15 protein-coding genes are annotated in these 12,702 nt (G+C 62.3%); 13 read left to right on the forward strand and 2 right to left on the reverse strand.

Annotation, left to right across the window (positions count from 1 at the left end; all coding sequences use genetic code 11):
- The first annotated feature begins 196 nt into the window (after positions 1-196).
- The 3 genes from gyrA (at position 197) to G453_RS0118185 (ending at position 3,677) form a co-directional block, all read left to right on the forward strand.
- Positions 197-2,671 (forward strand): DNA gyrase subunit A, encoded by a 2,475-nt coding sequence (gyrA, locus tag G453_RS25085; RefSeq protein ID WP_043646340.1) that lies wholly within the window; start codon positions 197-199, stop codon positions 2,669-2,671.
- Positions 2,672-2,951: 280 nt separating this feature from the next.
- Positions 2,952-3,329: a fluoride efflux transporter CrcB gene (gene crcB, locus G453_RS0118180; RefSeq protein WP_027192178.1), complete on the forward strand. Its 378-nt coding sequence runs from the start codon at positions 2,952-2,954 to the stop codon at positions 3,327-3,329.
- Positions 3,330-3,677, forward strand: coding sequence for a DUF190 domain-containing protein (locus tag G453_RS0118185; protein WP_027192179.1), 348 nt, complete (start codon positions 3,330-3,332; stop codon positions 3,675-3,677).
- A 9-nt stretch (positions 3,678-3,686) separates the two neighbouring features.
- On the opposite strand, the gene G453_RS0118190 is transcribed toward G453_RS0118185, so the two are convergent.
- Positions 3,687-3,974: a SemiSWEET family sugar transporter gene (locus G453_RS0118190; RefSeq protein WP_043646344.1), complete on the reverse strand. Its 288-nt coding sequence runs from the start codon at positions 3,972-3,974 to the stop codon at positions 3,687-3,689.
- Positions 3,975-4,030: 56 nt separating this feature from the next.
- Here G453_RS0118190 and coaBC point away from each other — a divergent pair, with 56 nt between their 5' ends.
- From coaBC to G453_RS0118215, 5 genes are all read left to right on the forward strand, one after another.
- Positions 4,031-5,257, forward strand: a complete 1,227-nt coding sequence (gene coaBC, locus G453_RS0118195; RefSeq protein ID WP_051272598.1) for a bifunctional phosphopantothenoylcysteine decarboxylase/phosphopantothenate--cysteine ligase CoaBC — start codon at positions 4,031-4,033, stop codon at positions 5,255-5,257.
- Entirely contained in the window at positions 5,233-5,847 is a 615-nt protein-coding gene (locus tag G453_RS26710) for a hypothetical protein (RefSeq protein WP_027192182.1), read from the forward strand. The genes coaBC and G453_RS26710 overlap by 25 nt, the downstream gene beginning before the upstream one ends.
- Before the next feature lie 101 nt (positions 5,848-5,948).
- A complete protein-coding gene (locus G453_RS0118205) occupies positions 5,949-6,956 on the forward strand; it encodes an NAD-dependent epimerase (protein ID WP_027192183.1) in 1,008 nt (335 codons plus the stop codon).
- An 81-nt stretch (positions 6,957-7,037) separates the two neighbouring features.
- Positions 7,038-7,328, forward strand: coding sequence for a GAK system XXXCH domain-containing protein (locus G453_RS0118210; protein ID WP_027192184.1), 291 nt, complete (start codon positions 7,038-7,040; stop codon positions 7,326-7,328).
- 45 nt (positions 7,329-7,373) lie between these two features.
- Positions 7,374-8,141, forward strand: a complete 768-nt coding sequence (locus tag G453_RS0118215) for a ParA family protein (RefSeq protein ID WP_027192185.1) — start codon at positions 7,374-7,376, stop codon at positions 8,139-8,141.
- A gap of 51 nt (positions 8,142-8,192) precedes the next feature.
- On the opposite strand, the gene G453_RS0118220 is transcribed toward G453_RS0118215, so the two are convergent.
- Positions 8,193-8,612, reverse strand: a complete 420-nt coding sequence (locus tag G453_RS0118220; protein WP_027192186.1) for a hypothetical protein — start codon at positions 8,610-8,612, stop codon at positions 8,193-8,195.
- A gap of 85 nt (positions 8,613-8,697) precedes the next feature.
- Between G453_RS0118220 and G453_RS0118225 the strand changes: the two genes are divergently transcribed.
- From G453_RS0118225 to G453_RS0118245, 5 genes are all read left to right on the forward strand, one after another.
- A complete protein-coding gene (locus G453_RS0118225) occupies positions 8,698-9,657 on the forward strand; it encodes a ParB/RepB/Spo0J family partition protein (protein ID WP_235731819.1) in 960 nt (319 codons plus the stop codon).
- A complete protein-coding gene (locus G453_RS0118230; protein ID WP_051272599.1) occupies positions 9,650-10,690 on the forward strand; it encodes a bifunctional heptose 7-phosphate kinase/heptose 1-phosphate adenyltransferase in 1,041 nt (346 codons plus the stop codon). The genes G453_RS0118225 and G453_RS0118230 overlap by 8 nt, the downstream gene beginning before the upstream one ends.
- A gap of 12 nt (positions 10,691-10,702) precedes the next feature.
- On the forward strand, positions 10,703-11,020 hold the full coding sequence (locus tag G453_RS25095; protein WP_051272600.1) for an STAS domain-containing protein: 318 nt from the start codon (positions 10,703-10,705) through the stop codon (positions 11,018-11,020).
- A gap of 113 nt (positions 11,021-11,133) precedes the next feature.
- Positions 11,134-11,883, forward strand: a complete 750-nt coding sequence (locus G453_RS0118240; protein WP_027192189.1) for an ABC transporter permease — start codon at positions 11,134-11,136, stop codon at positions 11,881-11,883.
- Position 11,884: 1 nt separating this feature from the next.
- The gene (locus G453_RS0118245) at positions 11,885-12,679 is read left to right on the forward strand and encodes an ABC transporter ATP-binding protein (protein WP_027192190.1); all 795 of its coding nucleotides are present in this window, start codon (positions 11,885-11,887) and stop codon (positions 12,677-12,679) included.
- Positions 12,680-12,702: the final 23 nt, after the last annotated feature.

Consider the following 12,702-nt stretch of genomic DNA (forward strand, 5'->3'; position numbering starts at 1 on the left):
GTGACGGGGAACAGCCTCCGGCGGCCAGAAGGCTTCGCCCTCTGGACCCCCTTGCGGGGGTGTCCGGGTTCTCCGCCTCAGCTTTCATACTGTGGATAAACGCGATTAATTATACGGGATTCCAAAGGGACTTGTCCCTTTGGCCGCCGGAGGCTTTCTTCCGACGAACCTCCCTGCTCACTACACGAGGCATCACGTGCTCGACCAGAACGTAGACGACAAAAAGAATCAGATCACCATCGAGGACGAGCTCCAGAAGTCCTACCTGGAGTACTCCCTGTCCGTCATTGTGGGCCGCGCCATCCCGGACGTGCGCGACGGACTCAAGCCGGTGCACAGGCGCGTCCTGTTCGCCATGCACGAGCTGTCCAACTCCTGGAACCGGCCCTACAAGAAGTCCGCCCGCATCGTCGGCGACGTGATCGGCAAATACCACCCGCACGGCGACCAGTCCGTGTACGACGCCCTGGTGCGCATGGCCCAGGAATTCTCCATGCGCGACCCCCTGGTGGACGGGCAGGGCAACTTCGGCTCCATCGACGGCGACGCTGCGGCAGCCATGCGATACACCGAAGTGCGCATGTCGCGCCTGACCAGCGAGTTTTTGGCCGACATCGAGAAGGAAACCGTCGATTTCCGTCCCAACTACGACAACTCCATGCAGGAGCCGTCGGTCCTGCCCACCAAGGTGCCGAACCTCCTGCTGAACGGCAGCACCGGCATCGCGGTCGGCATGGCCACCAACATTCCGCCCCACAACCTGGGCGAGCTGTGCGACGCGCTCCTGCACATCATCGATGAACCCAACTGCACCGTCGATTCAGTCATTTCGCGCGTATCCGGCCCGGACTTCCCCACCTACGGCGCCATCTTCGGCGGCCAGGGGCTCCTGGACGCCTACCGCACCGGTCGCGGCTCCATCAAGATGCGCGGCAGGGTGGAGATCGAGCAGTTCAAGAAGGACAAGGAACTCGTGGTCATCCGCGAGATTCCCTACGCCCTGAACAAGTCGAGCCTGGTGGAGAAGATCGCCCAGCTGGTCAACGAGAAGAAGATCGACGGCGTCACGGACTTGCGCGACGAGTCCGACCGCAAGGGCATCCGCATCGTGCTGGAGCTCAAGCGCGGAACCATCCCCGACATCGTCATCAACAGCCTGTACAAGTTCACGCCTCTCGAGACCTCTTTCGGCATCAACATGCTGGTGGTGGCCTCCAACCGGCCGGCGCTTCTGAACCTGAAGCAGATGCTCGAGCACTTCCTGGACCACCGCAAGGAAGTCATCATCCGGCGCTCGCGCTACGACCTGCGCAAGTCTGAGGAGCGCGCCCACATCCTGGAAGGCCTGCGCATCGCCCTGGACAACATCGACGAGGTTGTCCGCCTGATCCGCGCGTCCAAGACGCCTCAGGAAGCCAAAGAGCGCCTCATGGAGCGCTTCGAGCTCTCCGAGCGCCAGTCCCAGGCCATCCTGGACATGCGCTTGCAACGCCTCACCAACCTGGAGCGCGAAAAGCTGCTGGAAGAATACGCGGCCCTCATGAAGCTCATCGAGTACCTGCGCTCCATCCTGGAGAGCGACGTGGTGCTGCTTGGCGTCGTGCGCGACGAAGTGGTGGAGCTTAAAGAGAAGTTCGCCACGCCGCGTCGCACCGAGATCCTCCAGAGCCTGGAAGGCATCGACATCGAGGACCTCATCCCCGACGAGAACGTGGTCATCACCTTGTCGCGTCGGGGCTACATCAAGCGCACGCCGCTGGATACCTACCAGCAGCAGCGCCGGGGCGGCAAAGGCATCGCCGGGGTGCACACTTCCGCCGAGGACTTCATCCAGAGCTTCTGCATCACCACGAACCACCAGTATCTGCTGCTGTTCACCAACCTGGGCAAGATGCACCAGCTGAAGGTCCACCAGATCCCCGAAGGTTCGCGCACCGCCAAGGGCCAGCACATCGCCAACCTGCTGCCCATGGACAAGGAAGAGTTCATCACCACGGCGCTGACCATCCGCGAGTTCTCCCCGGACCGGTACTTCCTGTTCGTGACCCGCAGGGGCATGGTCAAGCGCACCGCTCTGGACCTGTACAAGAACGTGCGCTCCGGCGGCATCCGCGCCGTTCTGCTGAACGAGCACGACGAGCTTCTGGACGTGAAGGAAGTTCCGGCCAACGCTGAGATACTTCTTGCCACGGAGCTTGGCCTGGGCATCCGCTTCAACGTCGGCGACGTGCGCCCCATGGGCCGCAGCACCGCAGGCGTGAAGGGCATTGCCCTGGGTGAGCGCGACCGCGTGGCCTCTGGCGTCGTTTTCGGCGACCCGGAGCGCACCCAGGTGCTCACCGTGTCCGCCAACGGCTTCGGCAAGCGCTCTGATGTGGACCTGTACCGCTTGCAGAGCCGCAGCGGAAAGGGCGTCATCAACATGAAGGTGACCGCCAAGACCGGCCACGTCATCGGCGCGACCTCCGTGAGCGAGACCGACGACATTCTGCTTTTGACCTCGGCCAACAAGATCATCCGCACCCCGGTCGCCTCCGTGCGCAACGTGGGCCGCGCCGCGCAGGGCGTCACCCTGGTGGACATGGAGAACGGCATCCAGGTGATGGGCTTCGACGTGGTGGAGGGCGCGAGCGTTGAAGGCGACGCCACCAGCACGGGCGAGGAGAGCTAGCGGGTTTTTCCGTATTCGCGGGATTCGGCACAGAGCCGGATGATTCGAAACGTCCCTGCCGACCTGCGCGCAAGTGCATTCCCCAGGCAGATTGTTGCCCGGCAGCAATCTGCCTGTTTTTTTCCGGGCAGGGGGAGGGCGCGTGCCTCTGCTGTGAGCCTGGTATTTTCTGAGTTTACTTTGATCGGATTTTGGACGCTCGGTTTGATCGAACCCTTCAGGGTCGATACATCATGCCCGCCCACCCCTGCAGGCAGGCAAAAACAGCAAGGCAGCCGCAATGGCCCGTAAACTGCTCTTAATCGCATTTGCAGGCGCTGCCGGGACCGTTGCCCGGTTTTGGCTCTCAGGAGCGGTCTACAGGCTTCTGGGGCCGGACTTCCCCTGGGGCACCTGGGCGGTGAACACTATCGGGTGCCTCCTGTTCGGCCTGGTCTGGGTGCTCTCCGAGGAACGCTTCGTCATAAGCGGTGAAACCCGCCTGATCGTGCTGGTTGGCTTCATGGGCGCGTTCACCACCTTTTCCACGTATGTATTCGAATCGGCGCAGCTGGCTTCCGGCGGCGAGTGGCTGCGCATGTCCCTCAATCTGCTCGGGCAGAACGTCGCGGGGTTCGCGGCCTTCCTGCTGGGCGTATTTCTGGGGAGGGTTCTCTAGATGGCCTGGGAGACTCTTGAGCGGCTGCGCGTCTATACCGACGAATCAGACACCATCGACGGGCGCAGCGCCTTTTCGCAGATAGTGGCGGCTGCCCATGAGCACGGACTGGCCGGGGCCACGGTGTTTCGCGGCATGATGGGATACGGCGGCAACAGCCGCATCCATACGGCGCGCCTGCTGGAGCTCTCCAGCGACCTGCCCGTGGTGGTGGAGATCATGGACACTCCGGAACGCATCGGATCATTCTGCGCCGTGGCGCTGGGGTTGCTGAAAAAGGGCCTGATCACCCGTGAACCCGTCATGGGGCACAGGCCGTTAAAGCCTGGAGAAACGCCGGGAGAGTAGGGGAAGCTGTCAGCCGCGCCTGGGCGAGTTTCGTTCATGCCTGAACTTGATCTTCATCACCAGGATGGCCAGGGTCAGGCACAGGCTCACGCTGTTGGCGGCCACCACGGACACCGAACCGATCATAAGGCCGTACACCACCCACATGGCGATTCCCGCGCACAGCAGCAGGTACATGCGAAGCGAGATGTCCGACACCGACCGCGACCGGTACGTGCGCACCACCTGCGGGATGAAGGAGCAGGTGGTCATGCACCCTGCCGCAAGTCCCAGCACCTCAATCATGAATGCGTCCATCACTCCCCCTCGTGCAACCCTTTGACAGCCGCCCCGGCCTCAAGCATGATCCGGCCATGCTGCCAACACACCTTCTTTTCCCCATCCACCACGGCACGCGCATCCAGCTGGGCGTAACCGGAAGCATCGCCGCCTACAAGGCCCTCGAGCTGCTTCGGATGTTCGGCGAACTGGAGCTCCTGACCGGTGTGAGCATCACCCAGGCCGCCGCACGGTTCGTCACACCCCTGGCCTTTCAGTCCCTGGGCGCCCAGCACGTCTACACCACCATGTGGGACGGCGAGGACAGCGCCTTCGGCCACCTCGAACCCGCCCAGGAGGCCCGCTGCCTGGTGATTGCCCCGGCCACGGCCAACATCATGGCCAAGCTGGCCCACGGCCTGGCCGACGAGATCCTCTCCGCACAGGCCCTGGCTTTCCAAGGCCCGGTCATCCTGGCCCCGGCCATGAATCCCCGACTGTGGGACGCACCGGCCACCCAGGCCAACCTGGAGACCCTCCGTGCGCGAGGCGTGCGCGTTGTCGGTCCTGGCAGCGGGGCCATGGCCTGCGGCGAGACCGGCAAGGGCAGGCTCGCTCCCCTGGAAGCGATCGTCGCCCAGGTGCTGAAGTCTCTGACGCCCCAGGACATGGCCGGTACCCGCGTCATGGTGTCGCTTGGCCCCACGCGCGAATTTTTCGATCCGGCCCGTTATTGGTCCAACCCTTCCACCGGGCTCATGGGCGGCTGCCTGGCCATGGCCGCCTGGCTTCGCGGCGCGACGGTCACGGTGGTGCACGGTCCGGTGGACTTGTGGTTCCCCTGCGACGTGGCGCGCGTGCCGGTGCAGACCGCGCGCGAGATGTTCACGGCCTGTACCGGCCTGTGGCCTGAGCAGGACCTGGGCCTCATGACTGCGGCGGTCTCCGATTTCTCCCCGGTTCCCCACGGCAGCGAGAAGTTCAAGAAGAGCAGCCTGACAGACGGCCCCATCCAGATCGAGTTCCAGACCAATCCGGACATTCTGAAGACCCTGGGCCAGAATAAGGCCCGCAACCAGAAGCTCCTGGGATTTTGCGCCGAGACGGCCAATCTGGCGGACTACGCCGCCCAGAAGCTCGCGGCCAAGAACTGCGACCTGATGGTGGCCAATTCCATAGCCTCCCCAGGCAGCGGTTTCGCGTCGGCCACAAACCAGGTCTACGTGGTGGACGCTGTTGGCCGCTCTGAGCAGTGGCCCCAGCTCACCAAACCCGAGGTTGCCTGGAGGCTCCTGGAATGGATCACGCATCTTTTGCCCTGAAGCAGCATCTGCTGGTGCTGCATCAGGCAGGCATCCGGCATTTGCTGGCCGCCCCTGTTGCCCCTGTGTCCGCCGGATCTGCGGTTCTCCCGGATCCGGCAGGTTGCGGGGTTCAGGCCAGGACCGGGGATGCAGGAGCAGCCGCTCCTTCTGTCCTGGGCCAGCAGCCCTGGGCCGGATTTTTGAGCAAGATGCCCCAGGGCGCGCAGTCGGTGTGGACCTATGAGGGCCTCGGGCAGGATCTTACCGGCCAGCCATCAGCCGAGCGCAGGAAGACCTTGGGCCGGCTTCTGGCAGCTGTACGCCTGCCCAAGGGTTTTGTTGGCTTTTTCCCCTATTGCCTGCCCTCGGGAGGTTCGCTTGCGCAGCATCAGGATGTTTTCCTCGAGGCCGTGTCTCGCCTGAACCCTTCAAGCGTTGTTTTGTTCGACGAATCGCAAGATCATCCTCTGTCCCTGTCGTTCTCCGGTTCAGACTGTTCCACTGTCCTGCTTCGGGTTTCTTCCTTGGAGGTTTTCTCCGGGATGAGCGACGATGAACTGCAAGCAGAAGCGGATGCATTGCGCACTTTCATTTTCCCAGGTCCGTGACAACCTGTCTTGACAAGACGCGACTCAGATACGTACCAGCAATAAATTTTCACGAAACAACACCGAAAAGCTATCCCTGAAGATTTCACAAAGGCATTTTCATGAAATTCCTGGTCACAGGCGCAGCCGGATTCATCGGCTTCCATCTCTGCAAGCGTCTTCTCGAGATGGGACACACCGTTGTCGGTCTGGATAATCTCAACGATTATTATTCCGTGGCCCTCAAAAAGGACCGCCTGAAACTTCTTCAGCGCAATGACCAGTTCACCTTTTTCAAGATCGACCTCGCGGACCGCGAGGACATGGAATCCTTGTTCTCCAACAACCAGTTCACCCATGTGGTGAACATGGCGGCCCAGGCCGGTGTGCGCTACAGCCTGGAAAATCCCATGGCCTACGTGCAGTCCAACATCGTGGGCTTCACCAACCTCCTGGAGGGTTGCCGCCACGGCGGGGTGTCCCATCTGGTGTACGCCTCATCGAGCTCCGTGTACGGCCTGAACACGAACATGCCCTTTTCGGTCCACTCCAACGTGGACCACCCCATCAGCCTGTACGCGGCTTCCAAAAAGTCCAACGAACTCATGGCCCACGCCTACAGCCACCTTTACGGGCTGCCCTGCACCGGACTTCGCTTCTTCACCGTGTACGGGCCCTGGGGCAGGCCGGACATGGCGCTGTTCCTGTTCACCAAGGCCATCGTCGAAGACCGGCCCATACAGGTCTTCAACCACGGCAAGATGCGCCGGGACTTCACCTACATCGACGACATCGTCGAGGGCGTCGTGCGCTCGCTCATGCGCATCCCCGAGCCCAACCCCGACTGGAACGGCCAGTCGCCGGATCCCGGTTCCAGTCCGGCCCCGTACCGCATCTACAACATCGGGAACAACGACTGCGTCGAGCTTTCCGTGTATATCGAAGCCCTGGAAAAGGCCCTGGGCAAGACTGCCAAGAAGATCATGCTTCCCATGCAGCCCGGGGACGTTCCGGCCACGTACGCTGATGTCACGGATTTGATGCACGATGTGGGTTTCAAGCCGACCACCCCCATCCAATATGGCATTGAGCGCTTTATTTCCTGGTACAAGGAGTACTATCGGGTATAACGGCCTTGACAGGGTCTCCCGCCTTACATAGTAACGCCTTGAAATTGAACCTCAACAAAGTCACCTTAAGGGTATACGGAGATGGATTTCCGCGCCTTAAAAGCATCCATGGACGAGGCATTTCAGAGCATCCTGGAGATTCTTCAGGATGGACAGCTTCCCGAGGAACAACTTGTCAACAAGTTTTCCAGGCTCTGCACCCAACTACACGTCCAGGCAGGAGACGATTGGGCAGGCGAAGCCGAAGACTTCGCCCATCTGGCCAACCAGCTTCTTCAGGCAGTCAAGAAGGGGAAACGCGAGGACGCCATCCGTCTGGTCGATTCCCTTCAGGATGCCCAGGATTACTGCCACCGGACCTACAAATCCTAGATTGTTTCACGTGAAACACTCCGGGACGATTCAGAGGAAAGTCCTATGGGCCGTTGTATCGTAGTCGCAAACCAGAAAGGCGGGGTGGGAAAGACCACCACGGCCGTCAATCTGGCGGCGGCTCTGGCCGTGATGGAAAAAAAAACCCTGCTGATCGACTGCGATCCGCAGGGTAACGCGTCCAGCGGCCTGGGCATCTACCAGGAGCAGGTCACGGAGAACCTCTATTCCGTCCTGTACGAGCCGCAGAACGCCAGCAAGGCCATCTACGAAACCTCGCTCCCGTTTTTGCAGGTACTGCCCTCCACGTCCGACCTGGTGGCAGCCGACATCGAGCTGGTGGACAAGCAGGGACGCGAGAACTACCTGCGCGAAGTCGTCGGCACCCTGATTGATTCCTACGATTTCATCCTGCTGGATTGTCCTCCCTCCCTGGGCCTGGTCACGTTGAACGCCCTGTGCGCGGCAACAGAGCTGCTGGTTCCGCTCCAGTGCGAGTACTACGCCCTGGAAGGCATCGCCCAGCTGCTGAAGACCTACGATCTTGTGCGCAAGCGCTTCAATTCGCGCCTTTTGCTGCTTGGCGTGGTCCTGACCATGTACGACGGACGCAACAAGCTGAACAGGCACGTGAAGCGCGAGATCCGGCGCTGCTTCCCAAAACACCATTTCGAGACGCTCATCCCGCGCAACGTGCGGGTGTCCGAAGCGCCCAGCTACGGTCAGTCGGTCATCGGGTACGACGTGAAGTCCAAGGGGGCGGAAGCCTACCTGGGGCTGGCCAGGGAAGTGCTGTGCCGCATGCCGCTGTAGCGGCAGGGAAAAGAATGGAGAATGGGGCAGGAGCCATGCGGCTCCTGCCTTTTATTTTTCGAGGAAGGGGCGGCACTCCACGTCGACGTGCTTCTTGAAGTGCTTTTTGATGATGTGCGAGCGGCAGCCCAGGCATTCGAAGTTGACCAGGCCAGCCAGGGTGGCGGAGCAAAGGCGGAACTTGCGGGGTTCGTCCTTTTGCCAGTCGGGTGTTTGTGCGCCGCACTGTTCACAGTGGACGTCCATTGGCATGGGATAGGCCCAGTCCCAGTATTGGGCCAGCAGATCCCAGTCCTTCATGGGCTCGACCATCTCTTTCTTGGGCTGGGGGGAGAGCTCTTCCAGGGCCTTGTCGAAGGTGTCGGAGACAGCTGACTCAACCTTGGCCCAAAGCTGGGGGCTTATCCAGATGCCCAGGATGTTCTTGTCCTGGTCGTAGACCGGCTGAAAGTGGGTTTTCTCGGCGTTCAAGTATGTCCTCCGGGGAAAATAGGATGCTAAACCGCCTGTGGCGGTTGCCTTCGTAACACGCTTGAGGGTAAGGAGTTCAGGAGTGATGTCAAGCAGTCTGCCTGTGGGGCGGGAGGGAGCCAGGATGGCCGGAGCAAAAGGTTTGGGTCGCGGGTTGGATGTCTTGCTGAAAGGCATGGCCGTTGGCAAGGAACACCCGGAAGTTATCCTGGTCCGTCTTGAGGACGTCAAGCCGAACCCGAGGCAGCCGCGCCTGGAATTCGATCCGCAGGCGCTGAATGATCTGGCCAGCTCAATCAAGGAGCAGGGGGTCCTTCAGCCCATCATGATCCGCCCCGTGTCGGGCGCGAGCCACGGTTACGAGCTGGTGGCCGGAGAACGCCGCCTGCGCGCCAGCAAGTTGGCCGGGCTGGAAGAGATCCCGGCAATCGTGCGCGAGGTCACGGACGAACAGAGCCTGGCCCTGGCGCTCATCGAGAACCTCCAGCGCGAAAACCTGAACGCCCTGGAAGAGGCCAAAGGCTTCGACCAGCTGCTCAACTCGTTTTCCTTAAGCCAGGAGGCCCTGGCCCAGCGCGTGGGCAAGAGCCGCTCCGCCGTGGCCAACAGTCTGCGCCTGCTCCAGCTTCCCGGACCCATCCAGGAGAGCCTGTTCTCAGATGCCATCAGCGCGGGCCACGCCCGGGCGCTTCTGGCTGTGTCCGATGCTGCGGCCCAGGAAGAGCTGTGGAAGCGGATCACCGGACAGGGACTCTCAGTGCGCGACACCGAGGAACTGGCCAGTTACTGGAAGGAGCACGGCAGCCTGCCCGAAGGGCCGGTCTTGTCGCAGAACACTGCCGAACCCGCCCGCACCGGCGAATCGCGGCGCAAAAGGCCCCCCCAGCCTGAGGAAATGACCATCCTGGCCGCGCGCCTGCGCGACAGGTTCCGCGCCAACGTCAAGCTCGGCGGCGATCAGGGCAGGGGCAAGATAACGTTTTCATATTCCTCGCAGGAAGAGCTTAAAGCGCTTCTTGAAGAGTGGGGAGTGGGCGATGCCTAGCGTCCCGCCCTCGGCGCGGGACTTCGAGGGCGCTGTGGAGCGCCTGTCCGGAGTCGGCGTGCTGGTGGTCGGCGACGTGATGCTGGACCATTATCTCTCCGGGGACGCCGAGCGCATCTCCCCGGAAGCGCCCGTGCCGGTGGTGCACGTGCGCGAGGAGCGCCACCTGTTGGGCGGAGCGGGCAACGTGGCCCGAAACATTGCCGCCCTGGGAGGCAGTCCGCAGCTGGTCAGCGTGGTGGGGGCGGACGATCCGGGACGCATGCTCGGGGAGTTGCTGTCACGCGAGAACCTCACCGGGCACCTGCTGGTGGAAAAGAATCGCACCACCACAATCAAGACCCGCATCATCGCCCGAAACCAGCAGATGATCCGGGTGGACCGCGAGGAATCGCGCCAGCTCTCAGGGCACAGCCTGGAGGCGCTTGATTCGCTGCTGCGCCGCGTGGCCTATGGAATCCGGGTGATCGTGGTGTCAGACTATGGCAAGGGCGTGGTGTGCAAGGCGGTCATGGACACCGTGCGGGCCTTGCAGGCCGGTGGCGACGACGATCTGCCCCGCATTGTGCTGGTGGACCCCAAGGTGGTCAACGCGCCGTTGTACACAGGCGTTGACCTGGTGACGCCCAACGCCAAGGAAGCATGCGAGATTTCAGGCGTGGCCGCCTCGGGGCGCGAAGGCGTCATCAAGGCCGGCCTGGCCCTTTTCAAGAAGCTGCGCTGCCGTCAGGCCTGCATCACTCTGGGAGCCGAGGGCATGGCGGTGTTCGAGCGGCCAGGGGCCGTCCTGCACGTGCCAACCGTTGCCCGCAACGTGTTTGACGTCACAGGGGCCGGCGACACGGTCATCTCCGTGCTGGCGTTGGCTCTAGGCGCGGGATTCAGCCTACCTCAGGCCAGCATTCTGGCCAACCACGCCGCCGGCATCGTGGTGGGGCAGGTGGGCACGGCCGTCGCCACTCCGGAGAGCCTTGCCCGCGCGCTGCTCAAAGACCCTGTCCCAAACATCGAAACCTGGCTCGATATCGAATGAGGTGAACGTCCCATGCCCGAAGAAAAACAGACAGCCTGGACCGCGACGAAGGACACAGCCGCAGGCGCTGCCGTCATCGAGGGCGAGGTGGATTTCACCAATTCCCTGGAAGTGCGGCAATGGCTGAAGGAGTACTGCGAACAGACACAGGGCGAAGTGAAGCTCGATCTGTCCAAGTTGTCCTACATCGACAGCTCCGGGCTGGCCATTCTGATCGAGATACGGAAATTGCTGAAGAACAGTAACCGTTCGGTCGTCATTGTGGCGGTGTCTGGACAAGTGCAAAAGCTGTTCACCCTCACCCAGATCGGGGAACTTTTTGGAATCTGAGAGCGTGCTGCGGGCAGGAGCCGGATGAGGCTGGCCCGACGCCAGTCCGGGGAACGCGTGTTTCTCCAAGGCAGGTCCGTGGCTCCGTCCAGGGAACCGGGGGACTGCTGACCATGGCCAGGGAATTCGATCAATTCATCTGGCTGGTGAACCGCCTGCTGGGGTGCGCCAGAAGGCCCTTCACGGGCAAACCCTACATGAGCTGGCAGACCTGGAGCCATTTCGCCTGGGTCGGGGCGGATTCGCTGCCCATCGTCAGCGTCATCGCCTCCTGCACGGGCATCATCCTGGCTTTGCAGGCCGCGTCGCAGCTGGAAAAAGTCGGGGCCATGTCCTACGTGGCCAACCTTGTGGGCATAAGCATCGTCGCGGAGCTCGGCCCGCTGCTCACCGCGCTCATCCTCTCCGGCCGCGCAGGCGCGGCATTCACTGCGGAAATCGCCACCATGAAGATCTCCGAGGAGATCGACGCCCTGGAAGTGATGGGCCTGGACTCGGTGCGCTATCTGGTCTGGCCCAAGTGCATCGCCATGATGGTCATGTCGCCGCTTCTGGCCCTGTGGGCCGATTTCACGGGCGTGTTGTCCGGGGGAATCTTCTCGGTGATGGTGCTCGGGCTCTCGGCCCAGGGCTACTACGAGCAGACCGCCAACTTCATCACGCTTCGCATCTTCTTCTCCGGGCTGGTGAAGAGCTTCGCCTTCGGGCTGGCCATCACGCTCATCGGCTGCTGGCAGGGGTTTCTGGCCAGGGAAGGCGCGCTGGACGTGGGCAGGCGCACCACCCGGTCGGTGGTGCAGTCCATCTTCCTGATCGTGCTGCTGGACCTGTTTTTCACCGGCCTCACCTACGTGTCGCGCTGATATGAGCCTGACCTGGACCACCACCCACGAGGCCCCGGAAATCCGCCTGGATGCGGTGTCCGTGGGCTATTCCAACCGCATGGTGCTGAGCGGCGTCGAAGCCGTGCTGCCCAGCGGCCAGATAAGCGTGATCCTGGGTGGGTCCGGTGGGGGAAAGTCCACGCTGCTCAAAACCATCCTGGGGCTTTTGCCCCCCACCGAAGGGCGCGTGCTGATGGGCGATTCCGACCTCTACGCCCTGACCGGGGACGAATTGCGCGAGATCCGCCGCCGCATGGGCGTGCTGTTCCAGGACGGGGCGCTCCTGGGGTCCATCCCGCTGGGGGAGAACATTGCGTTGCCCATGCGCGAGCACACCAGATTGGACGAGGACATCATTGAAACCATCGTCCGCATGAAGCTCGGGCTGGTGGGGCTTGATGACTTCATGGACTATTTTCCCAACCAGCTCTCCGGGGGCATGCGAAAGCGCGCCGGACTGGCGCGGGCCCTGGCCCTGGACCCGCGCGTGCTGCTCTGCGACGAGCCCACCTCGGGCCTGGACCCCATCACCGCCGCAGACCTGGACCAGCTCATCCTGGAGCTCAAGGAAGCCTTTGGCATGACCACGGTGGTGGTCTCGCACGACCTGCAAAGCGTTTTCACCATCGCCGATCATGTGGTAGTGCTGAACAAGGGCCATATGGTCTACCAGGGAGGCCCGGAAGGCCTGCGCGACAGCCAGGACGAGTTCCTGCGGCAGTTCCTGAACCGGGAGCCGTCGCGCAGGAAGCACAACCTGGCGGAATCGATCTGACGAACCGTCCCCAGCGGGACCGA

Origin of the sequence: Fundidesulfovibrio putealis DSM 16056, from assembly GCF_000429325.1 — a bacterium.
In the GTDB taxonomy this organism is placed as follows: Bacteria; Desulfobacterota; Desulfovibrionia; order Desulfovibrionales; family Desulfovibrionaceae; genus Fundidesulfovibrio; species Fundidesulfovibrio putealis.

Coding starts and splice junctions, on each gene's coding strand:
- coaBC (WP_051272598.1), top strand. CDS start 4,031: ATGCTGCCAACACACCTTCTTTTCCCCATCCACCACGGCACGCGCATC.
- G453_RS0118190 (WP_043646344.1), bottom strand. CDS start 3,974: ATGGACGCATTCATGATTGAGGTGCTGGGACTTGCGGCAGGGTGCATG.
- crcB (WP_027192178.1), top strand. CDS start 2,952: ATGGCCCGTAAACTGCTCTTAATCGCATTTGCAGGCGCTGCCGGGACC.
- G453_RS0118225 (WP_235731819.1), top strand. CDS start 8,698: ATGTCAAGCAGTCTGCCTGTGGGGCGGGAGGGAGCCAGGATGGCCGGA.
- G453_RS0118240 (WP_027192189.1), top strand. CDS start 11,134: ATGGCCAGGGAATTCGATCAATTCATCTGGCTGGTGAACCGCCTGCTG.
- G453_RS0118205 (WP_027192183.1), top strand. CDS start 5,949: ATGAAATTCCTGGTCACAGGCGCAGCCGGATTCATCGGCTTCCATCTC.
- G453_RS0118215 (WP_027192185.1), top strand. CDS start 7,374: ATGGGCCGTTGTATCGTAGTCGCAAACCAGAAAGGCGGGGTGGGAAAG.
- G453_RS0118185 (WP_027192179.1), top strand. CDS start 3,330: ATGGCCTGGGAGACTCTTGAGCGGCTGCGCGTCTATACCGACGAATCA.
- G453_RS0118230 (WP_051272599.1), top strand. CDS start 9,650: ATGCCTAGCGTCCCGCCCTCGGCGCGGGACTTCGAGGGCGCTGTGGAG.
- G453_RS25095 (WP_051272600.1), top strand. CDS start 10,703: ATGCCCGAAGAAAAACAGACAGCCTGGACCGCGACGAAGGACACAGCC.
- G453_RS26710 (WP_027192182.1), top strand. CDS start 5,233: ATGGATCACGCATCTTTTGCCCTGAAGCAGCATCTGCTGGTGCTGCAT.
- G453_RS0118210 (WP_027192184.1), top strand. CDS start 7,038: ATGGATTTCCGCGCCTTAAAAGCATCCATGGACGAGGCATTTCAGAGC.
- G453_RS0118245 (WP_027192190.1), top strand. CDS start 11,885: ATGAGCCTGACCTGGACCACCACCCACGAGGCCCCGGAAATCCGCCTG.